The following is a 24717-nucleotide window of genomic DNA, read 5'->3' as shown; positions in this document are numbered from 1 at the left end:
TGATGTTTGAGCGTTTGCGTGAAGATATCCAGAGCGTATTCCATCGAGACCCGGCGGCGCGTAACGCTTTTGAAGTCCTGACCTGCTACCCCGGCATGCATGCAATCTGGATTCATCGATTGGCCGGCATGTTGTGGCGCAATGAACTGAAATGGCTGGCGCGGCTGGTGTCGAACTTCGGTCGCTGGTTGACCGGGATCGAGATTCATCCGGGCGCCAAGGTCGGTCGACGCTTCTTTATCGACCACGGCATGGGCATCGTTATTGGTGAAACCGCCGAGATTGGCGATGACGTGACCATTTATCAGGGCGTGACCCTGGGTGGCACAAGCTGGAACAAAGGCAAACGCCACCCGACGTTGGGTGATGGTGTGGTTGTCGGTGCGGGCGCCAAGGTGCTTGGTCCGTTCACCGTCGGCGCCGGTGCCAAGGTTGGTTCCAATGCCGTGGTGACCAAGGAAGTACCGCCGGGCGCCACTGTTGTCGGTATTCCTGGACGCATCATCGTCAAGTCCGACGAAGAGCAGGACGCCAAGCGCAAGGCCATGGCCGAGAAGATCGGTTTCGATGCCTACGGCGTCAGCGAAGACATGCCTGACCCGGTGGCGCGCGCCATCGGTCAGTTGCTCGATCACCTGCAAGCGGTGGACGGACGGCTGGAAGGGATGTGCGGCGCGCTGAAGGATCTGGGCAGCAATTACTGTGCGAAAGATCTGCCTGAGCTGCGTGAAGAAGACTTCGCCTGCGTCAAAGGCAAAGACGAGTCCAAGGCCAGCTAACGCCCCCTGTAGGAGCTGCCGAAGGCTGCGATCTTCTGATCTTGGCTTTCATAAGATCAAAAGATCGCAGCCTTCGGCAGCTCCTACACAGGCATCCGTCAACCGGTGTGCCATTAGGCCGCAGAGCCTGCTATCATTCGCGCGCTCTTTTGCGGGTAATCCTGACTAAAGTACTAGGTCTTAAAGTTGACTTAAATACTCGGGAATTGCATACTCGCCCCATTCTGAACTCCGTGGTAACTGTCCATGCGACTGACTACAAAAGGCCGATACGCCGTGACCGCCATGCTTGACCTGGCGTTGCACGCGCAGCACGGGCCCGTGTCCCTGGCCGATATCTCCGAGCGCCAAGGCATCTCTCTGTCCTACCTCGAACAGCTGTTCGCCAAGCTGCGCCGCAGCAACCTGGTTTCCAGCGTTCGCGGCCCGGGTGGCGGCTACCAGTTGTCCCGCGACATGCAGGGCATCCAGGTCGCCCAGGTGATCGATGCGGTAAACGAATCGGTCGATGCCACCAAATGCCAGGGCCAAGGCGATTGCCATTCCGGCGACACGTGCCTGACCCATCATCTGTGGTGCGATTTGAGCCTGCAGATTCACGAATTTCTAAGTGGTATCAGCTTGGCTGATCTTGTGACTCGCCGTGAGGTGCAAGAAGTAGCCCAGCGTCAGGACCAGCGCCGTTGCAACAGCAAGGCGCCACGCCTGGACAAGATTGAAGCGTCCGCCGTCGAATGACAGCCAAAGAGCTAGCGGCACGCCAGCCCTGATTTAGGAGATAGTCCATGAAATTGCCGATTTACCTTGATTACTCTGCGACCACCCCGGTTGATCCGCGTGTTGCGCAAAAAATGAGTGAATGCCTGCTGGTCGACGGAAACTTCGGTAACCCGGCGTCCCGTTCCCACGTGTTCGGCTGGAAGGCTGAAGAATCGGTCGAAAATGCGCGTCGTCAGGTGGCTGATCTGGTCAACGCCGACCCGCGCGAAATCGTCTGGACTTCCGGTGCCACCGAATCCGACAACCTGGCAATCAAGGGTGCGGCGCATTTCTACGGTTCCAAGGGCAAGCACCTGATCACCTCCAAGATCGAGCACAAGGCTGTCCTCGACACCATGCGCCAACTGGAGCGTGAAGGTTTCGAGGTCACCTACCTCGAGCCGACCGAAGACGGTCTGATCACCCCGGCCATGATTGAAGCTGCACTGCGCGAAGACACCATTCTGGTCTCCGTGATGCACGTGAACAACGAAATCGGCACCGTCAACGACATCGCAGCGATCGGCGAAATGCTCCGCGCCAAGGGCGTTCTGTTCCACGTCGACGCCGCTCAGTCCACTGGCAAGGTCGAGATCGACCTGCAGAAGCTGAAAGTCGACATGATGTCGTTCTCCGCCCATAAAACCTACGGCCCTAAAGGCATCGGCGCGCTGTACGTCAGCCGCAAGCCGCGTGTGCGCATCGAAGCGACCATGCACGGCGGCGGTCACGAGCGTGGCATGCGTTCCGGCACCCTGGCGACCCACCAGATCGTCGGCATGGGTGAAGCGTTCCGCGTGGCCAAAGAAGACATGGCGGCCGAAAACGTCCGTATCAAAGCCTTGAGCGACCGTTTCTACAAGCAGGTCGAGCATCTGGAAGAGCTGTACGTCAACGGCAGCCTGACCGCCCGCGTTCCGCACAACCTGAACCTGAGCTTCAACTACGTTGAAGGCGAGTCGCTGATCATGGCGCTCAAGGATCTGGCGGTATCGTCCGGTTCGGCGTGCACCTCGGCGTCGCTGGAGCCTTCGTACGTACTGCGCGCCCTGGGCCGCAACGACGAACTGGCACACAGCTCGATCCGCTTCACCTTCGGCCGTTTCACCACCGAAGAAGAAATCGACTACGCCGCGCAGAAAGTCTGCGAGGCCGTTACCAAGCTGCGCGCTCTGTCGCCGCTGTGGGACATGTACAAAGACGGCGTCGATATCTCGAAAATCGAGTGGGCGGCACACTAAATATAGAAGCCGCCAGATACAGATCCTGTAGCGACGCGGCGGTTTACGCAGTGCAGTTGCAGGGTCTCAAGAGCGGCCCTGATGAGTGAGGATTGAGAATCATGGCTTACAGCGAAAAGGTCATCGACCACTACGAAAACCCGCGCAACGTCGGAAAGATGAACGCGGAAGATCCTGATGTCGGCACCGGCATGGTCGGCGCTCCGGCGTGCGGCGACGTGATGCGTCTGCAAATCAAGGTCAACGACGCCGGCATCATCGAAGATGCCAAGTTCAAGACCTACGGCTGCGGCTCGGCTATCGCTTCCAGCTCCCTCGCCACCGAGTGGATGAAGGGCAAGACCCTGGACGAAGCAGAAACCATCAAGAACACTCAGCTGGCCGAAGAACTGGCCCTGCCGCCAGTGAAGATTCACTGCTCGGTACTGGCTGAAGACGCTATCAAAGCGGCTGTTCGCGATTACAAGCAGAAGAAAGGCTTGATCTGACTTTCTGGATTTGGCGACGAGTAAGGAGTCACCGATGGCTATCAGCATGACAGAAGCGGCTGCTCGACACGTGCGGCGCTCCCTCGACGGGCGCGGCAAAGGTGAAGGGATTCGTCTGGGTGTTCGCACCACAGGCTGTTCCGGCCTTGCCTACGTGCTGGAGTTTGTCGACGAGGTGGTTGCAGAGGATCAGGTGTTCGAGAGTCACGGCGAAAAAGTGATCATCGACCCGAAAAGCCTGGCCTACCTGGACGGCACCGAGCTCGATTTCGTCAAGGAAGGGTTGAACGAAGGCTTCAAGTTCAACAACCCCAACGTACGCGGTGAATGTGGCTGCGGCGAAAGCTTCAACATCTGAGGCTTGTCGTGGGTATTCCTTGTCATTTCGCTTTATTCGAGCTGCAACCGGGTTTCCGTCTGGATCTCGAGCAGTTGGCCACGCGCTATCGTGAGTTGGCGCGCGGCGTTCATCCTGACCGCTTTGCCGACGCTTCCGAGCGTGAGCAGCGGTCGGCACTCGAGCAGTCTGCGCGGCTCAACGACGCCTATCAGACGCTCAAGAGTCCGGCCCAGCGCGCACGCTACCTGCTGACCATCAGCGGGCATGAAGTGCCGATGGAAGTCACGGTCCACGACCCCGAGTTTCTTCTGCAGCAGATGCAATGGCGCGAAGAGCTCGAAGACCTCCAGGACAGTGCCGATCTCGACGGCGTCGCAGTGTTCAAGCGGCGCCTGAAAGTGGCTCAGGAAGAACTCAATGAAAGCTTCGCAGCCTGTTGGGATGATGCAGCGCAACGTGAGCAGGCCGAACGCCTGATGCGGCGCATGCAGTTCCTCGACAAGCTCACCTACGAAGTGCGCCAGTTAGAAGAGCGCCTCGACGATTAACCCAGTGCCGCTCCGGTCGCACGCCTGATATACAGATAAGTCCTGATCACGATGGCCCTACTGCAGATCGCCGAACCCGGCCAAAGTCCTCAACCGCACCAGCGTCGTCTGGCTGTGGGAATCGACTTGGGCACTACCAATTCGCTGGTCGCTGCGTTGCGCAGTGGTCTTTCCGAGCCGTTGGCTGACGCAAACGGGCAGGTCATCCTGCCGTCCGCTGTGCGTTACCACGCCGATCGCGTCGAAGTCGGCGAGTCGGCCAAACTGGCTGCCGCTTCCGATCCTTTGAACACCGTGCTGTCGGTCAAGCGCTTGATGGGTCGTGGTCTGTCCGACGTCAAGCAATTGGGCGAGCAACTGCCATACCGCTTTGTCGGTGGCGAATCTCACATGCCGTTCATCGACACCGTGCAAGGCCCGAAAAGCCCGGTCGAAGTCTCCGCCGATATCCTCAAGGTCCTGCGTCAGCGCGCTGAAGCAACCTTGGGTGGCGAGCTGGTGGGTGCGGTGATCACCGTTCCTGCTTACTTCGACGATGCTCAGCGCCAAGCCACCAAGGATGCGGCGAAACTCGCCGGTCTGAACGTGCTGCGTCTGCTCAATGAGCCGACCGCTGCCGCTGTGGCGTACGGTCTGGATCAACACGCTGAAGGCCTGGTCGCTATTTATGATCTGGGCGGCGGCACCTTCGATATTTCCATTCTGCGTCTGACTGGCGGTGTTTTTGAAGTGCTGGCCACTGGCGGCGACAGCGCGCTGGGCGGCGATGACTTCGATCACGCGATTGCCGGCTGGATCATCGAGAGCGCGGGCCTGTCCGCCGATCTCGATCCGGGCGCACAACGCAATCTGCTGCAAACCGCTTGCGCGGCCAAAGAAGCCCTGACCGATGCGTCCAGCGTTGAAGTGGCCTATGGCGACTGGAAAGCACCGCTGACCCGCGAAGCCTTCGATGCGCTGATCGAGCCAATGGTCGCGCGCAGTCTGAAAGCCTGCCGCCGCGCCGTTCGCGACTCCGGCATCGAGCTGGAAGACGTGCACGCCGTGGTCATGGTCGGTGGTTCGACTCGCGTGCCGCGTGTTCGCGAAGCCGTTGCCGAAGCCTTCGGTCGTCAGCCTTTGACCGAAATCGACCCGGATCAAGTGGTGGCCATCGGTGCCGCGATCCAGGCTGATACGCTGGCTGGCAACAAGCGCGATGGCGGCGAGTTGCTGTTGCTCGACGTGATTCCGCTGTCCCTGGGGCTGGAAACCATGGGCGGTCTGATGGAAAAGGTGATTCCACGTAACACCACCATTCCCGTCGCTCGCGCACAAGATTTTACGACTTATAAAGACGGCCAGTCGGCCATGGCGATCCACGTCCTGCAGGGTGAGCGCGAGCTGATCAGCGACTGCCGCTCGCTGGCGCGCTTCGAATTGCGCGGTATCCCGGCGATGGTCGCCGGTGCAGCGAAGATTCGCGTGACTTTCCAGGTCGATGCCGACGGTCTGCTCAGCGTTTCCGCCCGTGAACTGGGTTCAGGCGTTGAGGCAAGCATTCAGGTCAAACCGTCCTACGGTCTGACCGACGGCGAAATCGCCAAAATGCTCAAGGATTCGTTCCAGCACGCCAATGACGACAAGGTCGCCCGCGTTCTGCGTGAGCAGCAGGTCGATGCCCAGCGTCTGATCGAAGCGGTGCAGGGCGCTCTGGAGGCGGATGGCGAGCGTTTGCTCGACGCCGAAGAGCGCATGGTTATCGACCTGCAGCTGCAGGAATTGGCCGAACTGATGAAAGGTACCGATGGTTATGCCATCGAGCAGCAGACCAAGCGTCTGTCGCAAGTGACCGATGCTTTTGCTGCCCGCCGCATGGATCTGACGGTGAAAGCCGCTCTGTCGGGGCGCAATCTGAATGAAATCGAGGATATCTGATGCCGCAGGTCATTTTTCTGCCCCACGAGAAGTTCTGCCCTGAAGGCATGGTTGTAGAGGCTGCGCCCGGCACATCGATTCTCGAACTGGCCCACGAACACCACATCGAGATGGAAAGCGCTTGCGGCGGTGTCTGCGCTTGCACCACCTGCCACTGCATCATCCGCGAGGGTTTCGACTCGATGGAAGAGGCCGACGAGCTGGAAGAAGATTTCCTCGATCGTGCCTGGGGTCTGGAAGCGCAATCGCGTCTGGCTTGCCAGGCTATCGTTGGTGAAGAAGACATCACCGTCGAAATTCCGAAATATTCGCTTAACCATGCGGCCGAAGCGCCGCACTGACTGGTAAGACTGTCATGAGCTACGGTTGGAATGATGTTCAACGTATTGCAGAAGAATTGGCTGAAGCCAAGCCGGGTGTAGATCCGTTTTCTGTCAATTTCGTCGATCTGCAGCAATGGATCAAAGAGCTGCCGGATTTCGACAACACCTCTGGCCGTGTCGGCGAGAAGGTGTTGGAAGCGGTTCAGACGCTCTGGGCCAAAGAATTGGACTGATCGTCTCGCAGGTTAGGCAATACCCAAGAACCCGCGTATAATTCGCGGGTTTAATTTTTCGCAAATTACCGTTTCTGGAGTTACACCATGGCTGTTCAACGCACTTTCTCCATCATCAAGCCTGACGCTGTTGCAAAAAACGTCATCGGCGAAATCACCACTCGTTTCGAAAAAGCCGGCCTGCGCGTTGTAGCTTCGAAACTGAAGCAACTGTCCAAAGCTGAAGCTGAAGGCTTCTACGCTGAGCACAGCGCTCGTGGTTTCTTCGGCGACCTGGTTGCTTTCATGATCTCCGGTCCTGTTGTTGTTCAGGTTCTGGAAGGCGAAAACGCTATCGCTCTGAACCGTGAGCTGATGGGCGCTACCAACCCTAAAGAAGCTGCTGCCGGCACCATCCGCGCTGATTTCGCTGATTCCATCGACGCCAACGCTGTTCACGGTTCGGACTCCGAAGCCGCAGCTGCTCGTGAAATCTCGTACTTCTTCGCAGCTACTGAAGTAACCACTCGCTAAGCATTGGCTTAAGAGTGAAGGTGAATCCATGACTACATCGACTGTAAAAACCAACCTGCTGGGTCTGACTCAACAGGAAATGGAAAAATTCTTCGACTCAATCGGGGAGAAGCGTTTCCGTGCCGGTCAGGTAATGAAATGGATTCACCACTTTGGTGTCGATGATTTCGACGCCATGACGAACGTCAGCAAGGCCTTGCGCGACAAGCTCAAGGTTATTGCTGAGGTCCGTGGTCCGGAAGTGGTCAGCGAGGACATCTCCAGCGACGGCACCCGTAAGTGGGTGGTGCGCGTGGCGTCCGGCAGCTGCGTCGAGACCGTGTACATTCCCCAGGGCAAACGCGGCACTCTGTGCGTTTCGTCCCAGGCAGGCTGTGCCCTGGATTGCAGTTTCTGCTCCACCGGCAAGCAAGGCTTCAATAGCAACCTCACCGCCGCCGAAGTCATCGGCCAGGTGTGGATTGCCAACAAATCTTTTGGCAGTGTCCCGGCAACCGTCGACCGTGCCATCACCAACGTGGTGATGATGGGCATGGGTGAGCCATTGCTGAACTTCGACAACGTCGTCGCCGCCATGCATCTGATGATGGATGACCTCGGCTACGGGATCTCCAAGCGCCGCGTGACCCTGTCCACGTCGGGTGTGGTGCCGATGATCGATGAGCTGGCCAAGCACATCGACGTGTCCCTGGCGTTGTCCCTGCACGCACCAAATGACGCATTGCGTAACCAATTGGTGCCGATCAACAAGAAATATCCGCTTAAGATGCTGCTCGAGTCGTGCCAGCGCTACATGTCGTCTCTGGGCGAGAAACGTGTGCTGACCATCGAGTACACCTTGCTCAAGGACATCAACGACAAGGTCGAGCACGCGGTGGAAATGATCGCGCTGCTGAAAGATATCCCGTGCAAGATCAACCTGATTCCGTTCAACCCGTTCCCGCATTCCGGGTACGAGCGGCCGAGCAACAACGCGATCCGTCGTTTCCAGGATCAGTTGCATCAGGCCGGTTTCAACGTCACTGTGCGCACCACCCGTGGTGAAGACATCGACGCTGCATGTGGTCAATTGGTAGGGCAGGTGCTGGATCGCACCCGTCGCAGCGAACGTTACATCGCCGTGCGTGAGTTGAGCGCCGACAGCGATCTGGCACAGAACGCCGCGAATACTAACTAAGAGAGGATCTCTATGTCCCTGCGCTTTGCGCTGCTGTTGCTGTTGGCCAGCCTGTGTGCTGGTTGTGTCCTTTCGGGTGACTACAACCCGATGAAGACCAGCAAGGGCCGCGATGAAGCGCGGGCTGCCTACGTGCAGCTGGGGCTGGGATACTTGCAGCAAGGCATGACTGAACGGGCCAAGGTGCCGCTGAAAAAGGCGCTGGAAATCGACGGCTCCGATCCGGATGCCAATGCGGCCCTCGGTTTGGTGTTTCAGTCCGAAATGGAACCTGAGCTGGCCGACGAACACTTCCGCAAGGCCTTGTCCTCCCGTCCCGCCGATGCGCGCATCCTCAACAACTACGGCAGTTTTCTCTACGAACAACAGCGTTATAAAGAAGCCTACGAGCGTTTTGAACAGGCTGCGGCCGATACCCTGTATCCTGAGCGTTCGCGTGTGTTCGAAAACCTCGGCATGACGGCCGCAAAGCTCGGTCAGCGTGATCTGGCGCAGCAGCAACTGGAAAAGGCGCTGCGTTTGAACCGCCAACAACCGCGTGCATTGCTGGAAATGGCTGAGTTGTCCTTCGAAGACAGGCATTATGTGCCCGCGCGTGACTATTACGACCGATTCAGCCTGCTGACCGAACAAAATGCACGTAGTCTATTGCTCGGCGTTCGGCTGGCAAAAGTGTTTGAAGATCGCGACAAGGCCGCCAGTTATGGCCTGCAATTAAAACGACTCTATCCCGGTACGCCGGAATATCAGCAATACCTGTCGGAGCAATGATGAAAGCGGCGCATCCCGAAGTTGTAGCAGCGAATCGCGTTAACCCCGGTGAGACCCTGCGCCAGGCCCGCGAAAGCAATGGCTGGTCGCTGGCCGAAGTGGCCCTCAAGCTCAACCTCACCGTGACTTCCCTGAGCAATCTTGAAGCCGGCGCTTTCGACAAGCTGCCGGGGCATACCTTCGCTCGCGGTTACATTCGCGCCTATGCCAAATTGCTCGGCATGGACCAGACCGTGCTGGTTCAGCAATTCGACCAGTCCACCGGCACCGACTCCCAGGGCAGCAACGTTCACGCCCTTGGTCGTATCGAGGAGCCTGTACGGGTTTCCCACACTATTTTGCGTATTGTCAGCCTGCTGTTGCTGATTGCGGTCATCGGCGGCGGTTTCGTCTGGTGGCAGGATCAGACGTCGCTGCGCACCAAGGACCTGACGTCCCTGGCGCCTGAGCACGTTGAAGTCGAGGGCGCTGACGGTACGACCCAGATTCACCCGATCGACGAGCCGGAAGATCAGGCTGTCGAGGAGAACCAGTCCGACAGCTCGACTGCACTGGCATTGCCTCAGTCTGAAACCACTGCTGAATCGACTGGCGCAGAAGCTGCTGCCCCGGCAACTGCTCCAGCGGCACCGGTTGCACCGGCTGTAACGCCGACCGCTCCGGTTCATACGCCAGCCCCGGTTGTCGCCAATCCGGCCACTCCTGCGCCAACCGTTCCAGCTACCCCAGCACCAACCGTTACCGCTCCAGTCGTTGCTGCTACACCGGCACCAGCCGCAGAAGCGGCCGCTCCGGTGGCCGGCGATGGTCAGGTACAACTGCAGTTCAGCGCCGATTGCTGGGCGCAAGTCACCGATGGCCGTGGCAAAGTACTGTTCAGTGGTCTGAAGCATAAAGGCGATAATGTGACCGTCAGCGGCAAGCCGCCGCTCGCCGTGCGTCTGGGCGTTGCCCGTGCTGCACAGGTCAGCTACAACGGCCAGCCGGTCGATATCGCTCCGTTCACCAGTGGCGAGACTGCTCGCCTGAAGTTGGGTCAATAAGTCATGCACGGCGAATCTCCAATCAAACGTCGCGTTTCGCGCAAGATCTGGGTCGGCAACGTACCGGTGGGCGGCGACGCGCCGATCGCGGTGCAGAGCATGACCAACAGCGACACCAATGACGTCGCCGCCACTGTTGCGCAAATCAACCGTCTGGAAGCTGCTGGCGTCGACATCGTCCGCGTCTCGGTGCCGGACATGGACGCCGCCGAGGCGTTCGGCAAGATCAAGCAACTGGTCAAAGTGCCGCTGGTTGCCGACATCCACTTCGATTACAAGATCGCCTTGCGCGTAGCCGAGTTGGGCGTGGACTGCCTGCGCATCAACCCGGGCAACATCGGTCGTGAAGACCGTGTTCGCGCGGTCGTCGATGCAGCGCGTGATCGCGGCATTCCGATCCGCATCGGCGTCAACGCCGGTTCCCTGGAAAAAGACCTGCAAAAGAAATACGGCGAGCCGACCCCGGCTGCGCTGGTCGAATCTGCTTTGCGTCACGTTGAACACCTCGAACGCCTGAATTTCCAGGACTTCAAGGTCAGCGTGAAAGCCTCCGACGTGTTCATGGCCGTCGAAGCCTACCGCTTGCTGGCGAAAGAAATCGTTCAACCGCTGCACCTGGGCATCACCGAAGCCGGTGGATTGCGTTCGGGCACAGTGAAATCCGCCGTGGGCCTAGGTATGCTGCTCGCCGAGGGGATTGGCGATACTATCCGCATCTCGCTGGCGGCCGACCCGGTCGAGGAAGTGAAGGTCGGTTACGACATTCTCAAGTCTTTGCATCTGCGTTCCCGTGGCATCAACTTCATCGCCTGCCCGAGCTGCTCGCGGCAGAACTTCGATGTGGTGAAAACCATGAACGAGCTGGAAGGGCGTCTTGAAGACCTGCTGGTGCCGCTGGATGTCGCGGTGATCGGTTGTGTGGTCAACGGCCCCGGCGAAGCCAAGGAAGCCCATATCGGCTTGACCGGCGGCACGCCAAACCTGATTTACATCGACGGCAAGCCGTCGCAGAAACTGACGAATGACAATCTGGTGGACGAGCTGGAAAAGCTGATCCGCCAGAAAGCGGCCGAAAAGGTCGAAGCTGACGCTGCGGTTATTGCGCGCGGCTGAGCCTGACCGAAGCGCCGAACGAATTTAAGGATTTAAAGTGAGCAAGTCTCTGCAAGCCATTCGTGGCATGAACGACATCCTGCCCGAACAGACCCCGCTGTGGCGTTATTTCGAGGGCACTGTTGCGCGTCTGCTGGATAACTACGGTTACAAGCAGATCCGCATGCCGATCGTCGAGTTCACCGAGCTGTTCAAGCGCTCGATCGGTGAAGTGACCGACATCGTCGAAAAAGAGATGTACACCTTCGAAGACCGCAACGGCGACTCTCTGACCTTGCGTCCGGAAGGCACCGCTGCATGCGTGCGTGCAGTGCTTGAGCACGGCATCACCGGCGGCGGCCAGGTGCAGAAACTCTGGTACATCGGCCCGATGTTCCGCCACGAGCGTCCGCAGAAAGGTCGTTATCGCCAGTTCCACCAGATCGGCCTGGAGGTATTCAACCTCGACGGTCCGGACATCGACGCCGAGCTGATCATCATGACCTGGCGCCTGTGGGGCGAGCTGGGTATTCGTGATGCGGTCAAACTCGAACTCAACAGTCTGGGCACCAGCGAGTCCCGTGGTCGCTATCGTGAAGCGCTGGTCGAGTACCTCTCGGCGCATCATGACAAGCTCGATGAAGACAGCCAGCGCCGCCTGAAAACCAACCCGCTGCGCGTGCTCGACACGAAAAATGCCGACACTCAAGCGGTGCTGGTCGATGCGCCGAAGATGGCCGACTACCTCGATGACGAATCCCGTACGCACTTCGAAGGTTTGAAAGCGCGTCTGGATGCTGTCGGCATTCCATATGTGCTCAACCCGAAGCTGGTGCGTGGCCTCGACTACTACAGCAAAACCGTTTTCGAATGGGTCACCGACAAGCTCGGCGCCCAGGGCACTGTCTGCGCTGGCGGCCGTTACGACGGGCTGGTCGAGCAGATGGGCGGCAAGCCGACCACCGGCGTTGGTTTCGCCATGGGCATCGAGCGTCTGGTGCTGATGCTGGAAACCCTGGAGCAGATCCCGGAAGAAATCTCCCGTCAGGTTGATGTCTATCTGTGTGCCTTCGGTGAAGAAGCCGAGCTGGCTGGTCTGGCTCTGGCTGAACGTGTTCGCGATCAACTTCCAAACCTGCGTCTGCAAGTCAATGCCGGCGCTGGCAGCTTCAAAAGCCAATTCAAGAAGGCCGACAAGAGCGGTGCGCTGTACGCACTGATCCTCGGTGACGACGAAATGGCCCAGCAAGTGGTAGGTTTCAAACCCCTGCGTGGCCAGGGCGAACAACAAAGCATTGCCTGGGATGCGCTCGCCGCTCACCTGGCCACCTGCGTCGTGCAGGGTTGAAGCTGTCCAAACAGCCGATTTAGCGATTAAGGAGTATTGGGGTGTCGAGTACCGAAGACGAACAGTTGGCGGATTTGAAGGACTGGTGGACACGCAACGGCAAACCTCTGGTCACCGGCGGCCTGTTGGCGCTGGTCATCGTGTTCGGCTGGCAGGCTTATCACAAGTATCAGAGCAACCAGTCGCAAGGCGCCTCGGTGCTCTATCAGCAACTGCTGGAAACCACGCTGACGCCTGACGGCAAGCCTGATGCCGCCCGCGTTGCGGACCTGGCCGGTAAGCTCAACAGCGAATTCGGCGGTTCTGCCTACGCGCAGTACGGCAGCCTGTTCGTCGCCAAAGTGGCGGTCGACAGCGGCAAGCTGGATGACGCCGCGACCGAACTGAAAGCCATCGTCGACAAACCGGCCAACCCGGCGCTGGGCGAAATCGCCCGTCAGCGTCTGGCGCAGGTACTCGGCGCGCAAAACAAGGCTGACGATGCCCTGAAACTGCTCGACGGCGATGCCGACCAAGCGTTCCTGGCCACTCGCGAAGAACTCAAGGGCGACCTGCTGGTACAGCTGGGCCGTACCGATGACGCGAACAAGGCGTATCAAAAAGCCAAGGCGGCACTGTCGGATGAAGCGGCGGTCGGTGGCCTTCAAATCAAGCTCGACGACCTGGCCAAAGGGGATGCGTGACGTGATCCGTTGGAAGCATGCAGCATTGCTGGCTCTGGCCCTTCTGGCCGCGGGTTGCAGCAGCAACAGCAAAAAAGAATTGCCACCGGCTGAACTGACCGACTTCAAAGAAGAAGTGGTCCTGCACAAGCAGTGGAGTCGTTCGATCGGTGACGGTCAGGGCGAAACCTACAACATGCTGGTGCCGGCGATCGACGGTGACACCATCTACGCCGCCGATGTAACTGGCGTGGTGATGGCCATGGATCGCGGCAATGGCGATGTGAAATGGAAGCAGGATCTTGAGCTGCCTGTCTCCGGCGCTGTCGGTGTCGGCTACGGTCTGGTTCTGATCGGTACGCTGCGCGGCGAAGTCGTTGCTCTGGACACCAGCAACGGTGAAGAGAAGTGGCGTGCTCGCGTCAACAGCGAGGTTCTCGCGCCGCCGGCCAACAATGGCGACGTCGTGGTCGTGCAGACTCAGGACGATCGTCTGATCGGTCTGGATGCATCGACCGGTACTCAGCGCTGGGTGTATGACAGCACGCCGGCCGTACTGACCCTGCGTGGCACCAGTGCTCCGCTGGTCACCAACCGCCTCGCGGTGGCTGGCCTGTCGACCGGTAAAGTGGTCGCTCTGGACATTTCCAACGGCGTGCCGGTCTGGGAACAACGCATTGCGATTCCACAAGGTCGTTCGGAGCTGGAGCGCGTAGTCGACATCGACGGCGGTCTGCTGCTGTCCGGCGGTACGCTGTACGTTGCCAGCTACCAGGGTCGCGTGGCGGCACTGGACCTGGAAAGCGGTCGTCAACTCTGGCAGCGCGATGCGTCGAGCTACGCCGGTATCGCTCAGGGTTTCGGCAGCGTTTACGTAAGCCTGTCCTCGGGCACCGTTGAAGGCGTCGACGAACGTTCGACCACAGCATTGTGGAGCAACGATTCGCTGGCCCGCCGTCAACTGTCGGCTCCGGAAGTGTTCTCCAGCTATGTTGCAGTGGGTGACCTGGAAGGTTATCTGCACCTGCTGAGTCAGGTTGACGGTCGTTTCGTCGGCCGCGAGCGCATCGACAGCGACGGCCTGCGTGCCCGTCCGCTGGTGGTGGGTGACACGATTTATGTATATGGCAACAGCGGCAAACTGGAAGCCCTGACCATCAAGTAACAACTATGCTTGGGGTTAAACCCCCAGGCGGCCCCGGATTCATGGGGCTTGCAGCGCTAACAGGCGTTGCCCCGAGCACCAGCCGCTGCCTCGCAGCGGCTTTTGTATTTTCTGAAATAACGAAGTGGAGAGCCGCATGGTTCCCGTAATCGCCCTGGTGGGCCGACCGAACGTCGGCAAGTCCACCTTGTTCAACCGCCTGACCAGGACTCGTGACGCCATCGTCGGCGACTTGTCCGGTCTGACCCGTGATCGCCAGTACGGTGAGGCCAAGTGGCAAGGGCGTTCCTACATTCTGGTCGACACCGGCGGTATCTCCGGTGACGAGCACGGTATGGACGAAAAAATGGCCGAGCAGTCGCTGCTGGCCATTGAAGAAGCAGACGTTGTGCTGTTCCTGGTAGATGCCAAGGCCGGCTTCACCGCCGCCGACCAGATGATCGCCGAACACCTGCGCAAACGTAACAAGCGTTCCTACGTGGTTGCCAACAAGGTCGACAACATCGACCCGGAAATGGCCCGCGCTGAATTCGCTCCGCTGGGTATGGGCCACGCGATCCCGATCGCCGGTGCTCACGGCCGTGGCATCACCCAGATGCTGGAAATCGCCCTGGGTGATTTCCCGAGAGACGAAGAAGAGCCGGAAGAAGGCGAAGAAGAGATCGTTGCCGAAGGCGAGGAAGCCAAGCGCATTCCTGGCCCAAGCGAAAAAGACGGGATCAAGATCGCCATCATCGGTCGTCCGAACGTCGGCAAGTCGACCTTGGTCAACCGCATGCTCGGTGAAGACCGGGTTATCGTTTATGACCAGCCCGGCACCACGCGTGACAGTATCTACATTCCGTTCGAGCGCAATGAAGAGAAGTACACGCTGATCGACACCGCTGGTGTGCGCAAGCGCGGCAAGATCCACGAAGAAGTCGAAAAATTCTCCGTGGTCAAAACCCTCCAAGCGATCAAAGACGCCAACGTAGTGATCTTCGTGATGGACGCCCGCGAAGGTGTGGTCGATCACGACCTCAACCTGCTCGGTTTTGCCATCGAATCGGGTCGTGCGCTGGTGATCGCGATCAACAAGTGGGACGGCATGACGCCGAGCGAGCGCGACTATGTGAAGGTCGAGCTGCAGCGTCGTCTGTTCTTCGTTGATTACGCAGACATCCACTTCATCTCGGCCCTGCACGGCACTGGCGTGGGCAACCTCTACGCTTCGGTGCAGAACTCGTTCAAGTCGGCGGTCACCCGCTGGCCGACCAACCGTCTGACCCAGATTCTCGAAGACGCCGTTGGCGAGCACGCGCCGCCGATGGTCAACAACCGCCGGATCAAGCTGCGTTACGCTCACTTGGGTGGTGCGAACCCGCCGATCATCGTGATCCACGGTAACCAGATCGAGAAAGTGCCGAAGTCGTATGTGCGTTATCTCGAGAACACCTACCGTCGTGTGCTGAAGCTGGTCGGTACGCCGATCCGCATCGAGTTCAAGGGCGGCGAGAACCCGTACGAAGGCAACAAGACCACGCTGACCGACCGCCAGGTCAACAAGAAGCGTCGTTTGATGTCGCACCACAAGAAAGCTGACAAGAAGCGCCGCGACAAGAAATAAGGTCGCTGGCTGTTGATCGTTCCCATGCTCCGCGTGGGAATGTATTCCGTGACGCTCTGCGTCACATAAGCGGCGGACGCAGAGCGTCCAAGGCTGCATTCCCACGCAGAGCGTGGGAACGATCAACGTGAGAGAAGGGTGCCATCCGGCGCCCTTTTTTTATGGGCGCCGGATGGGCTATCCTCGGGCTCTCCCGCGCCGTCGTCAGAGCCGGGTGTTGAGCAGGGAACCCCCGATGATCACCAGCAAGCTGCCGAATGTCGGCATCACTATTTTCACGCAGATGTCTCAGCTCGCCGCGCAGACCGGCGCGATCAACCTGTCCCAGGGTTTTCCTGATTTTGACGGCCCGCAGGCGTTGCGTGATGCGGTCGGTAGACACATTGCCAGTGGCCACAATCAGTATTCGCCGATGACTGGCCTGCCGGCACTGCGCGAACAGATTGCAGCGAAAATCGCTCGCAGCTATGGCGTGCAGGTCAATGCTGACAGTGAAGTGACGGTGACGCCGGGCGCGACCCAGGCGATCTTCTGTGCGATTCAGGCGGTTATCCACAGCGGCGACGAAGTCATCGTGTTCGATCCGTGCTACGACAGCTACGAGCCGGCCACAGAGTTGGCGGGCGGTCGTTGCGTGCATGTGCAGCTGAACCCGGACGACTTCTCCATCGATTTCGACAAACTTGCAGCGGCCCTGAGCCCGCGCACGAAAATGATCGTCATCAACACCCCGCACAACCCGAGCGGCGCATTGATCAGCCGTGCCGAGCTGGATCAACTGGCGGCATTGATCCGTGGTCGCGACATTTATCTGATCAGCGACGAAGTCTACGAACACCTGGTATTTGACGGCGTACCGCACGTTAGCGTGCTCGCCCATGAAGAGTTGTATCAACGCGCCTTCGTGGTCAGTTCGTTCGGCAAGACCTACCACGTCACTGGCTGGAAAACCGGTTACGTCGTCGCGCCGCCAGCGCTGACGGCCGAGCTGCGCAAGGTGCACCAGTACGTCAGTTTCTGCGGCGTTACGCCGTTGCAATACGCGCTAGCCGATTACATGGCTGAACACCCGGAGCACGTCGAAGAATTGCCGGGTTTCTATCAGGCCAAGCGCGATCTGTTCTGCGATCTGCTGGCGCCGTCGCGCTTCAGTTTTACCCGAGTCACCGGCACCTATTTTCAACTGGTCGATTATTCGCAGATTCGCCCCGACCTGAACGACGTCGAGATGGCGATGTGGATGACCCGCGAGCACGGCGTGGCGAGTATTCCGGTGTCGGTCTTCTATCAGAATCCACCCGAAGGCCAGCGCCTGGTGCGTCTGTGCTTCGCCAAACGCGAGGAGACGCTGCGAGAAGCGGCGGCGAAACTATGCGTGATCTGAGTGCGTTACCCGATCTCAACCTGGCGCTGATCCAGACCAGCCTTGCCTGGCATGACCGCCAGGCCAACCTCGAGCATTTCGAGCTGTTGCTGGAGCAGGCGCGCGGGGCGGATCTGATCATCCTGCCGGAAATGTTCACCACCGGATTCTCCATGGAATCCGAAACCCTCGCGGAAGCTGAGAACGGCCCGACCAGCAAATGGCTGCGGGTTCAGGCGGCGAAGCTTAATGCAGTCATTACCGGCAGCGTGATCATTCAGGCCAGCGACGGCAGCCATCGCAATCGCCTGCTGTGGGCGCGGCCGGACGGTGAAGTGCTGCATTACGACAAACGTCACCTGTTCCGCATGGCCGGCGAGCACAACCATTACACCCCTGGCGAACGTCAGGTGCAGTTCGAACTCAAGGGCTGGCGTATCCGTCCGCTGATTTGTTACGACCTGCGCTTTCCGGTGTGGAGCCGCGATGCGCAGGACACCGATCTATTGCTGTACACCGCCAACTGGCCGGGGGCGCGACGGTTGCACTGGAACCGACTGTTGCCTGCTCGGGCGATCGAGAACCTTTGCTATGTGGCGGCGGTGAACCGCGTTGGCACCGACGGCAAGGGCTTCGCGTATACCGGAGACAGTCAGGTGCTGGATTTCCAGGGGGAAACCTTGCTGGCGGCGGGGGAGGCGGATGGTGTGTTCAAGGCTGTGCTGGAAGCGGCTCCGCTCGCGGCGTATCGCGAGCGTTTCCCGGCGAATCTGGATGCCGACACCTTCGAGTTCACCTGAAAAGCAAAAGATCGCAGCCTTCGGCAGCTCCTACATGGCGTACGACATCACAATGTAGGAGCTGCCGAAGGCTGCGATCTTTTGCTCTTCAACAAAAAGGCCCCGGAGTTCGCACTCCGGGGCCTTTTGCATTTCAGCGGTCGATTACGCTGCTTTCGCCTCAGGCTGGCTCAGCGAGCGGTTCAACGCGCTGAACAGCGCCTTGAAGCTCGCGGTGGTGATGTTTTCATCGATACCCACGCCGTGCACTGCACGTTCGCCGTTCACACGCAGTTCGATGTACGCCGCTGCCTTGGCGTTGGTGCCCGCGCCGATGGCGTGCTCGTTGTAGTCCATGATCTCCACCGGAATCGGCAGGCCGGCGACCAGTGCTTCCAGCGCACCGTTACCTTTGCCGCGCCAGTGCAGGTTGGTTTCGCCCTGACCTTTGCTGGCCACTTCCACTTCGACGGCGCTGTTGCCGTTTTCTTCCTGCAGGCGATGGCTAACCAGCGCGTACGGGGTGTTGGCTTGCAGGTATTCGCTGATCAACAGCGAGTGGATCTGCTTGGCGGTCATCTCCAGACCGAGACGGTCGGTTTCACGCTGCACGACCTGGCTGAATTCGATCTGCATGCGACGTGGCAGGCTGATGCCGTATTCCTGCTCCAGCAAGTAAGCGATGCCGCCCTTGCCCGACTGGCTGTTGACGCGAATCACCGCCTCGTAGCTGCGACCAATGTCGGCCGGGTCGATCGGCAAGTACGGGACTTCCCAAAGCGCGTCTGGTTTCTGCTGGGTGAAGCCTTTGCGAATCGCATCCTGGTGCGAGCCGGAGAATGCGGTGTGCACCAGGTCGCCTACGTACGGGTGACGCGGGTGAACCTGAATCTGGTTGCACTCCTCGACCACTTTGCGCACGCCGTCGATGTCGGAGAAGTCCAGCTGCGGGTCGAGACCCTGGGTGTACATGTTCAGTGCGACGGTGACGAGGTCGACGTTACCGGTACGCTCGCCGTTGCCGAACAGGCAGCCTTCGACGCGATCGGCGCCGGCCATCAGGCCCAGTTCGGTAGCCGCAACGCCAGTGCCACGGTCGTTGTGGGTGTGCAGGCTGATGATCACGCTGTCACGACGGTTGATGTTGCGGCCGAACCACTCGATCTGGTCGGCGTAGACATTCGGCGTTGCGCACTCAACGGTGGCGGGCAGGTTGAGGATCATCTTGTGCTCAGGCGTCGGGTTCCACACCTCGATCACCGCGTCACAGACTTCCTTGGCGAATTCCAGCTCGGTGGCGCTGAAAGTTTCCGGCGAGTATTCGAAAGTCCATTCGGTGTCCGGCTGCATCGCCGCGTATTTGACGAACAGCTTGGCCGCGTTCACGGCGATGGCCTTGATGCCGTCCTTGTCCTGGTTGAAGACGATGCGACGGAAAGAAGGCGAAGTGGCGTTGTACAGGTGAACGATGGCTTTCTTCGCGCCGCGCAGCGATTCGAAAGTGCGCTCGATCAAGTCTTCACGGCCTTGGGTCAGCACCTGAATGGTGGTGTCGTCCGGGATGTGGCCTTCTTCGATCAGGGTACGCACGAAGTCGAAGTCGGTTTGCGAAGCGGCCGGGAACGACGCTTCGATTTCCTTCACGCCGACTTGCACGAGGGTTTTCCAGAAGCGCAGCTTCTTCACCGCGTCCATCGGCTCGATCAGCGACTGGTTGCCGTCGCGCAGGTCGGAGCTGCACCAGATCGGCGCGGTGTCGATGGTTTTCGACGGCCAGGTGCGATCCGGCAGATTGATGACAGGAAACGCGCGGTATTTCGAAGACGGATCTTTGAGCATGCTCATCGGGAAATTCCTTATTGTCTGGGCCGAAAAGAGGCGGCCTGCCGGTGTTACGAATGTTCTGGGAAAAGCGTGGGACGAGGCGCAGCGATTCAGCCTGGCAGTCGTGCGCTGACAAGGCACAGGCTGCGGTGCTGGCGAAGCTGAATGAGGGTGTGAGAGGTTTTCATGCCTTCAACCCTAACCGCGAGGGGAGAGGATGGCAAGCAGTCGGAAAAAATTGAGAGGAATACTCGGAAAGAGAGTTTTGGCGGGATTTTATTGCGCTGGAGATCGCTGATCGTTGTGATATTTGCGCGAGGTTTGATTGGGGCGCAATCGGGGGTGATGGGGTCTCAGGGGTGTTTGAATACAGCATAAGCCGCCATCGCGAGCAGGCTCACTCCTACAGTTGATCGTGTTCACAACACCAGTCCAATGTAGGAGTGAGCCTGCTCGCGATGAGGCCTTAAGCTTCGCTCTATTTTTTAAGGTTGAAACGCACCAATGAAAATCGCCGGATCCACCCGCGCATCATTCAGGCTGACATTCCAGTGCATGTGCGGCCCGGTCGCGCGGCCGGTCATGCCAACTTTGCCGACCACAGCGCCCCGCGCCAATTGATCGCCAACCTTCACATCAATCTTCGACATGTGGCAGAACATGCTGATAAAGCCTTGCCCATGGTCGACAAACACTGTGTTGCCGTTGAAGAAGTAATTGCCGGTGAGGATCACCTTGCCCGCCGCCGGGGTCTTGATCGGCGTGCCCGCCGGCACCGCGAAGTCGAGGCCGGCATGCGGATTGCGCTCTTCACCATTGAAGAAACGACGCACGCCAAACTTGCTCGACAGCGGCCCGTTGACCGGTTTGTCCAGCAACAGATTGCTCGGCGTGTTCGGGCTGAAGCTGCGGTAGGCCTTGATCTGCTCGGCCAGTTCACCCTCGATGCGCTTGAGGTTCGACTGGTCCGGATTGACTTGCTGCTTGTTCTTCAGGGTGATGCGCTGTTCCGGGTATTTCTTGTTGCCCACGGTGAACGGCAGATTGCGCCCGCCGCTGCTGATCTGTTGCGCGCCCGGCTTCACAGTCAACGGCACGCCGACAATCGCCAGCCAGTTGTTCTGCTCTTTCACCACCAGCACCGGTTTGCCTTGATACGTGGCTTTCGGTGCCTGCGCGGCTGAGCCGAGATCAACCACTGCCACGCCACCCGGCACCGGTTTGTTCAGCAGCCGGGTGATGTAACTGTCAGCGTGGGCATTGAAAGTCAGGCAGAGCAGAAACAGTGGAGCCAGAAAACGCGACATTGATCAGTCCAGTAAAGAGAGGGTGACAGGCGTCAGGTGATTGTCCTCGACGCGCACTTGCAGTTCGCCTTCGCCGAGTTTGGCTTTGAGACGCTGGCCGGTGTGGGTTTGCGCGGCGTTGCGGATCGCCTGGCCGCGCTCATCCAGCAGAATGCTGTAACCACGCCCGAGCGTTGCCAGCGGGCTGACCACATGCAGCGTCTGCATTTGGCTGTGCAGTTGCAGGCGACGGTTTTTCAGGCCTTCGCGCATGGCCCGGGGCAGACGTTCGGCGAGGCTGTCGAGGCGCTGACGCAACATCGCCAGTTGCCGTCCCGGATGTTGCCCGGCGAGGCGGGTTTCCAGGCGGATCAAGCGTTCACGGCGAGTGTTGAGATGACGCTCGAAAGCGCGGCGCATGCGCATGTCCAGATCATCCAGACGCTGAGCCTGCTGGCGCAGACGTTCGCCGGGATGACGCAAGCGACGGGCCATACTTTCCAGGCGCAGGCGATCACGCATCAAGCGATCGCGCATACGCATCACCAAGCGGCGATGCAGGCTTTCGACCTGACGGATCAAGTGACTGGAATCGGGCGCGAGCAACTCAGCGGCGGCGGACGGCGTCGGTGCGCGCACGTCAGCGACAAAGTCACTGATCGACACATCGGTTTCGTGACCGACGGCGCTGACAATTGGCGTCACGCAGGCATCGACGGCGCGGGCCACGGCTTCTTCGTTGAAGCACCAGAGGTCCTCCAACGAGCCGCCGCCACGGGCGAGGATCAGCGCGTCGAAGCCACGGGCATCGGCCATTTTCAGCGCGCGGACGATTTGCGCGGTGGCTTCGCGGCCCTGTACGGCAGTCGGAATCAGCGTCAGTTGCACCTGCGGCGCACGCCGGCGGAACACGCTGATGATGTCGCGAATCACCGCGCCGGTGGGTGAACTGATGATGCCGATACGCTGAGGATGCGCGGGCAGCGGCACTTTGCGTTCGGCACTGAACAGGCCTTCGGCGCTGAGCTTTTCTTTCAAGGCATCGAAGGCCAGACGTAGCGCACCGTCACCGGCAGGTTCGACGGTGTCGAGGATCAGTTGATAGTCGCCACGGCCTTCAAACAACGAAACCTTGCCACGCACCTTCACCGCCAGGCCGTCCTTCAACGCCTGACGCACTCGCGCGGCGTTCTGCCGGAACAGCGCGCAACGCACCTGCGCGCCGCTGTCCTTGAGGGTGAAGTAGATGTGACCGGACGCCGGGCGGGCGAGGTTGGAAATTTCGCCTTCGACCCAGATGTTGCTGAACACGTCTTCGAGCAACACCCGCGCGCGGCCGTTGAGTTGGCTGACGGTCAGGACTTCACGGTCCAGGCCAAGTCTTGCAAAGGGATCTTTAATCATGGGGCGCAGTTTAAAGCTAATTTCCAATGCAATACACGATCCCCTGTAGGAGTTGCCGAAGGCTGCGATCTTTTGATCTTTCTTTTGGCGGTCAAGATCAAAAGATCGCAGCCTCGTTTCACTCATCAGCTCCTACAGGGGATTGGTGAACGCCTTGATAAAGTGTTGGATCAGCGGGGTGGGATCCTGTCGATAGGCGAGGGCGACGGTGCTGTGGCAGTCGGGATCGGCCAGTGGCAGAAAGCGTACACCGCTCGGGGCGATGTCCTGCATCGATTCCGGCAGCAGGGCGATGCCGAAACCGGCCTGGATCAACTGCAATTGCGTGGTCTTGCGCGACATCACCCGCGCCGCTTTCGGGAAGAAACCCTGACGCATACACAGGTCGGCACACAGGTAACTCAAGCCGCCGCGTTGCGGGTGCGGGATCGAGATGAACGCTTCGTCCTTCAGTTGTGCCAAATCGACACGTTCAGCGTCGGCCAATCGATGATCCCTCGGTACCGCCAGCAGCAACCGTTCAGTAAACAGCGGAACAATCTGAATACCTTCGCGCTGGCGCAACACGGGCAGGCGCAGCAGGCCGATATCGAGGCGTCCTTCGGCCAACTCTTCCAGTTGCGCCTCGGAAGACAACTTGCCGATATCCAGTGACACGCCAGGCTGTTGCTGCAGATACGCACCGATTTCACCGAGCAAACCTCCGCTGATCGACACGGTGCTGGAGTGGCTGAGGCGCAATGTGCCGAGCTGACCGTTACCGACTTCAGTGGCCATGGCACTGGCCTTGCTCAACTCATTGAGCAGATTTCTGGCGCGCGGCAAAAACGCCTCGCCTGCCGCTGTCAGGCGAGGCTGGCGCGCGGTTCGTTCGAACAGTGGTGTTTGCAGCCGCGTCTCCATGTCCTTGATCTGCCGGCTCAGCGCCGATTGCGCAACAAACAACCGTTCGGCTGCCGAACTGAAGCTGCCGCACTCAGCGATTTCGACGAAGTAACGCAGTTGACGGGTTGAAAGCATCAGGCATGCCTTTTTGAGATGGGTGAGCGACTTTTAAGATATTAGTCGCAACCCTCGGCGCTGGCTAAAGTCATCTCAGGCTTATTAAGGAAGCAGATCAATGAGCGTGGCCGGGTTGTTGAGTGAGTGGACATGGGGCACCGGCGGCTGGGCGGTGATCGGGCTGGGGATCGCCCTGGCCTATATCGTGTTCGGCATTGCCGGGTTTGGCACGGCGCTGGTGGCGGGGCCGATTCTGATTCTGTTCATGCCGTTGTCGAAAATCGTGCCGTTGCTGGTGCTGCTGGATTTTGTTGCGGCGTTCGGCAATCTGCTGCCGTCGCGGCGGGATGTGGCCAAACCCGAGTTGCTGCGGCTGCTGCCGTGTATGGCAGTCGGTTGCACGCTGGGGGTGATTTTTCTGCTCAACCTCAAATCCGATGTATTGCTGTTGTTTATGGGGCTGTTTATCAGCGCCTATGCGATTTACAGCTTGTGGGTGAAGGCGCGGCCAACGCAATTGTCGGCGGCATGGGCGGTGCCGATGGGGACGGTGGGCGGGTTGTTTGGGGCGCTGTTTGGCAGTGGCGGGTTTCTTTATGCGATCTATCTGAATAGTCGGCTGCCGAAGGATGCGGCGCGGGCCACGCAAAGTGCGTTGATCAGTTGCAGCACGGTGGTGCGTTTGAGCCTGTTTGCTATCGCCGGTGTATATGCCGAGCTACCCTTGTTGATGCTGGCGCTGTGTCTGTTGCCGGCCATGGCGCTGGGGTTGTGGATCGGGCGGCGATTGACCATGCGCCTATCGCGCGAGGCGTTTGTGCGATTGGTGACGTGGCTGGTGCTGGCGAGCGGGCTCGCATTGATCGGACGCTACCTCAGCACTTGACCGGATTTCGTCAGGGATTAAGCTGCCGGCCGCACTGACGCCATCGCGGGCAAGCCCGCTCCCACAGGTTTCTCTGGTGTACACAACATTTGTGACCGAACGAGATCCCTGTGGGAGCGGGCTTGCCCGCGATGGCGGCGGAGTGAGCACCGCAGAATTTCCATTTGA

Annotated in this window: 25 protein-coding genes; 21 read left to right on the top strand and 4 right to left on the bottom strand. The window is 59.4% G+C overall.

Annotated elements, in window-relative coordinates; all coding sequences use genetic code 11:
* The first annotated feature begins 2 nt into the window (after positions 1-2).
* The 20 genes from cysE to CKW38_RS07850 all read left to right on the top strand — a co-directional run bounded on the left by cysE (position 3) and on the right by CKW38_RS07850 (position 18168).
* Positions 3-779: a serine O-acetyltransferase gene (cysE, locus tag CKW38_RS07945; protein ID WP_007916901.1), complete on the top strand. Its 777-nt coding sequence runs from the start codon at positions 3-5 to the stop codon at positions 777-779.
* Positions 780-1025: 246 nt separating this feature from the next.
* Positions 1026-1517 carry a Fe-S cluster assembly transcriptional regulator IscR gene (gene iscR, locus CKW38_RS07940; RefSeq protein WP_003227911.1) on the top strand — a complete coding sequence of 164 codons (492 nt, stop codon included), beginning with the start codon at positions 1026-1028 and terminating at the stop codon, positions 1515-1517.
* A 47-nt stretch (positions 1518-1564) separates the two neighbouring features.
* Entirely contained in the window at positions 1565-2779 is a 1215-nt protein-coding gene (locus CKW38_RS07935) for an IscS subfamily cysteine desulfurase (RefSeq protein ID WP_007916899.1), read from the top strand.
* 101 nt (positions 2780-2880) lie between these two features.
* Positions 2881-3267, top strand: coding sequence for a Fe-S cluster assembly scaffold IscU (gene iscU / locus CKW38_RS07930; RefSeq protein WP_007916892.1), 387 nt, complete (start codon positions 2881-2883; stop codon positions 3265-3267).
* 34 nt (positions 3268-3301) lie between these two features.
* Positions 3302-3625 carry an iron-sulfur cluster assembly protein IscA gene (gene iscA, locus CKW38_RS07925; protein ID WP_003227904.1) on the top strand — a complete coding sequence of 108 codons (324 nt, stop codon included), beginning with the start codon at positions 3302-3304 and terminating at the stop codon, positions 3623-3625.
* Positions 3626-3633: 8 nt separating this feature from the next.
* Entirely contained in the window at positions 3634-4155 is a 522-nt protein-coding gene (gene hscB, locus CKW38_RS07920) for a co-chaperone HscB (RefSeq protein WP_007916889.1), read from the top strand.
* A gap of 51 nt (positions 4156-4206) precedes the next feature.
* The gene (gene hscA, locus CKW38_RS07915) at positions 4207-6072 is read left to right on the top strand and encodes a Fe-S protein assembly chaperone HscA (RefSeq protein ID WP_007916887.1); all 1866 of its coding nucleotides are present in this window, start codon (positions 4207-4209) and stop codon (positions 6070-6072) included.
* Positions 6072-6413, top strand: a complete 342-nt coding sequence (fdx, locus tag CKW38_RS07910; protein ID WP_007916885.1) for an ISC system 2Fe-2S type ferredoxin — start codon at positions 6072-6074, stop codon at positions 6411-6413. The genes hscA and fdx overlap by 1 nt, the downstream gene beginning before the upstream one ends.
* Positions 6414-6427: 14 nt before the next feature.
* Positions 6428-6628 (top strand): Fe-S cluster assembly protein IscX, encoded by a 201-nt coding sequence (iscX, locus tag CKW38_RS07905; protein WP_047599296.1) that lies wholly within the window; start codon positions 6428-6430, stop codon positions 6626-6628.
* A gap of 87 nt (positions 6629-6715) precedes the next feature.
* Entirely contained in the window at positions 6716-7141 is a 426-nt protein-coding gene (gene ndk, locus CKW38_RS07900; RefSeq protein WP_007916882.1) for a nucleoside-diphosphate kinase, read from the top strand.
* A 28-nt stretch (positions 7142-7169) separates the two neighbouring features.
* Positions 7170-8318, top strand: a complete 1149-nt coding sequence (gene rlmN, locus CKW38_RS07895) for a 23S rRNA (adenine(2503)-C(2))-methyltransferase RlmN (protein WP_007916881.1) — start codon at positions 7170-7172, stop codon at positions 8316-8318.
* 12 nt (positions 8319-8330) lie between these two features.
* On the top strand, positions 8331-9089 hold the full coding sequence (gene pilW / locus CKW38_RS07890) for a type IV pilus biogenesis/stability protein PilW (protein WP_007916880.1): 759 nt from the start codon (positions 8331-8333) through the stop codon (positions 9087-9089).
* Positions 9089-10132 (top strand): RodZ family helix-turn-helix domain-containing protein, encoded by a 1044-nt coding sequence (locus CKW38_RS07885; protein ID WP_007916871.1) that lies wholly within the window; start codon positions 9089-9091, stop codon positions 10130-10132. The genes pilW and CKW38_RS07885 overlap by 1 nt, the downstream gene beginning before the upstream one ends.
* Before the next feature lie 3 nt (positions 10133-10135).
* Positions 10136-11245 carry a flavodoxin-dependent (E)-4-hydroxy-3-methylbut-2-enyl-diphosphate synthase gene (gene ispG, locus CKW38_RS07880; RefSeq protein ID WP_003227888.1) on the top strand — a complete coding sequence of 370 codons (1110 nt, stop codon included), beginning with the start codon at positions 10136-10138 and terminating at the stop codon, positions 11243-11245.
* A 37-nt stretch (positions 11246-11282) separates the two neighbouring features.
* The gene (hisS, locus tag CKW38_RS07875) at positions 11283-12572 is read left to right on the top strand and encodes a histidine--tRNA ligase (protein ID WP_007916867.1); all 1290 of its coding nucleotides are present in this window, start codon (positions 11283-11285) and stop codon (positions 12570-12572) included.
* Positions 12573-12613: 41 nt separating this feature from the next.
* Positions 12614-13255, top strand: a complete 642-nt coding sequence (locus tag CKW38_RS07870; RefSeq protein ID WP_095112383.1) for a tetratricopeptide repeat protein — start codon at positions 12614-12616, stop codon at positions 13253-13255.
* The gene (gene bamB / locus CKW38_RS07865) at positions 13248-14399 is read left to right on the top strand and encodes an outer membrane protein assembly factor BamB (protein WP_038362973.1); all 1152 of its coding nucleotides are present in this window, start codon (positions 13248-13250) and stop codon (positions 14397-14399) included. Before CKW38_RS07870 ends, bamB begins: the two co-directional genes overlap by 8 nt.
* 136 nt (positions 14400-14535) lie before the next feature.
* Positions 14536-16005 carry a ribosome biogenesis GTPase Der gene (gene der, locus CKW38_RS07860; protein ID WP_007950048.1) on the top strand — a complete coding sequence of 490 codons (1470 nt, stop codon included), beginning with the start codon at positions 14536-14538 and terminating at the stop codon, positions 16003-16005.
* Positions 16006-16240: 235 nt separating this feature from the next.
* Positions 16241-17389, top strand: coding sequence for a pyridoxal phosphate-dependent aminotransferase (locus CKW38_RS07855; protein ID WP_095112382.1), 1149 nt, complete (start codon positions 16241-16243; stop codon positions 17387-17389).
* A complete protein-coding gene (locus CKW38_RS07850) occupies positions 17377-18168 on the top strand; it encodes an amidohydrolase (protein WP_095112381.1) in 792 nt (263 codons plus the stop codon). The genes CKW38_RS07855 and CKW38_RS07850 overlap by 13 nt, the downstream gene beginning before the upstream one ends.
* A gap of 144 nt (positions 18169-18312) precedes the next feature.
* On the opposite strand, the gene leuA is transcribed toward CKW38_RS07850, so the two are convergent.
* From leuA to CKW38_RS07820, 4 genes are all read right to left on the bottom strand, one after another.
* Positions 18313-19992, bottom strand: a complete 1680-nt coding sequence (leuA, locus tag CKW38_RS07845; RefSeq protein WP_095112380.1) for a 2-isopropylmalate synthase — start codon at positions 19990-19992, stop codon at positions 18313-18315.
* Between the two features lie 464 nt (positions 19993-20456).
* Entirely contained in the window at positions 20457-21278 is an 822-nt protein-coding gene (locus CKW38_RS07830; protein WP_007916854.1) for a M23 family metallopeptidase, read from the bottom strand.
* 3 nt (positions 21279-21281) lie between these two features.
* Positions 21282-22661: an exodeoxyribonuclease VII large subunit gene (xseA, locus tag CKW38_RS07825; protein WP_095112379.1), complete on the bottom strand. Its 1380-nt coding sequence runs from the start codon at positions 22659-22661 to the stop codon at positions 21282-21284.
* A 132-nt stretch (positions 22662-22793) separates the two neighbouring features.
* Positions 22794-23681, bottom strand: coding sequence for a LysR family transcriptional regulator (locus CKW38_RS07820; protein WP_095112378.1), 888 nt, complete (start codon positions 23679-23681; stop codon positions 22794-22796).
* Between the two features lie 100 nt (positions 23682-23781).
* Here CKW38_RS07820 and CKW38_RS07815 point away from each other — a divergent pair, with 100 nt between their 5' ends.
* Complete coding sequence (locus tag CKW38_RS07815; RefSeq protein ID WP_095112377.1) at positions 23782-24549, top strand: sulfite exporter TauE/SafE family protein; 768 nt, start codon at positions 23782-23784, stop codon at positions 24547-24549.
* The last annotated feature ends 168 nt before the right edge of the window (positions 24550-24717 follow it).

The sequence above is a fragment of the Pseudomonas sp. Irchel 3H7 genome (genome assembly GCF_900187605.1).
GTDB lineage: Bacteria > Pseudomonadota > Gammaproteobacteria > Pseudomonadales > Pseudomonadaceae > Aquipseudomonas.
The sequence above is the reverse complement of the archived record's forward strand: the minus strand, read 5'-3'. Positions and strand labels throughout refer to the sequence as shown.

Excerpts from the sequence above, each read along its gene's own strand:
- rlmN (WP_007916881.1), top strand. The coding sequence starts at position 7,170 with ATGACTACATCGACTGTAAAAACCAACCTGCTGGGTCTGACTCAACAG.
- CKW38_RS07830 (WP_007916854.1), bottom strand. The coding sequence starts at position 21,278 with ATGTCGCGTTTTCTGGCTCCACTGTTTCTGCTCTGCCTGACTTTCAAT.
- ndk (WP_007916882.1), top strand. The coding sequence starts at position 6,716 with ATGGCTGTTCAACGCACTTTCTCCATCATCAAGCCTGACGCTGTTGCA.
- xseA (WP_095112379.1), bottom strand. The coding sequence starts at position 22,661 with ATGATTAAAGATCCCTTTGCAAGACTTGGCCTGGACCGTGAAGTCCTG.
- der (WP_007950048.1), top strand. The coding sequence starts at position 14,536 with ATGGTTCCCGTAATCGCCCTGGTGGGCCGACCGAACGTCGGCAAGTCC.
- leuA (WP_095112380.1), bottom strand. The coding sequence starts at position 19,992 with ATGAGCATGCTCAAAGATCCGTCTTCGAAATACCGCGCGTTTCCTGTC.
- cysE (WP_007916901.1), top strand. The coding sequence starts at position 3 with ATGTTTGAGCGTTTGCGTGAAGATATCCAGAGCGTATTCCATCGAGAC.
- iscU (WP_007916892.1), top strand. The coding sequence starts at position 2,881 with ATGGCTTACAGCGAAAAGGTCATCGACCACTACGAAAACCCGCGCAAC.
- iscX (WP_047599296.1), top strand. The coding sequence starts at position 6,428 with ATGAGCTACGGTTGGAATGATGTTCAACGTATTGCAGAAGAATTGGCT.
- iscA (WP_003227904.1), top strand. The coding sequence starts at position 3,302 with ATGGCTATCAGCATGACAGAAGCGGCTGCTCGACACGTGCGGCGCTCC.
- CKW38_RS07855 (WP_095112382.1), top strand. The coding sequence starts at position 16,241 with ATGATCACCAGCAAGCTGCCGAATGTCGGCATCACTATTTTCACGCAG.
- CKW38_RS07820 (WP_095112378.1), bottom strand. The coding sequence starts at position 23,681 with ATGCTTTCAACCCGTCAACTGCGTTACTTCGTCGAAATCGCTGAGTGC.
- bamB (WP_038362973.1), top strand. The coding sequence starts at position 13,248 with ATGCGTGACGTGATCCGTTGGAAGCATGCAGCATTGCTGGCTCTGGCC.
- hscA (WP_007916887.1), top strand. The coding sequence starts at position 4,207 with ATGGCCCTACTGCAGATCGCCGAACCCGGCCAAAGTCCTCAACCGCAC.
- CKW38_RS07935 (WP_007916899.1), top strand. The coding sequence starts at position 1,565 with ATGAAATTGCCGATTTACCTTGATTACTCTGCGACCACCCCGGTTGAT.
- CKW38_RS07850 (WP_095112381.1), top strand. The coding sequence starts at position 17,377 with ATGCGTGATCTGAGTGCGTTACCCGATCTCAACCTGGCGCTGATCCAG.
- CKW38_RS07815 (WP_095112377.1), top strand. The coding sequence starts at position 23,782 with ATGAGCGTGGCCGGGTTGTTGAGTGAGTGGACATGGGGCACCGGCGGC.
- fdx (WP_007916885.1), top strand. The coding sequence starts at position 6,072 with ATGCCGCAGGTCATTTTTCTGCCCCACGAGAAGTTCTGCCCTGAAGGC.
- iscR (WP_003227911.1), top strand. The coding sequence starts at position 1,026 with ATGCGACTGACTACAAAAGGCCGATACGCCGTGACCGCCATGCTTGAC.
- ispG (WP_003227888.1), top strand. The coding sequence starts at position 10,136 with ATGCACGGCGAATCTCCAATCAAACGTCGCGTTTCGCGCAAGATCTGG.
- CKW38_RS07885 (WP_007916871.1), top strand. The coding sequence starts at position 9,089 with ATGAAAGCGGCGCATCCCGAAGTTGTAGCAGCGAATCGCGTTAACCCC.
- pilW (WP_007916880.1), top strand. The coding sequence starts at position 8,331 with ATGTCCCTGCGCTTTGCGCTGCTGTTGCTGTTGGCCAGCCTGTGTGCT.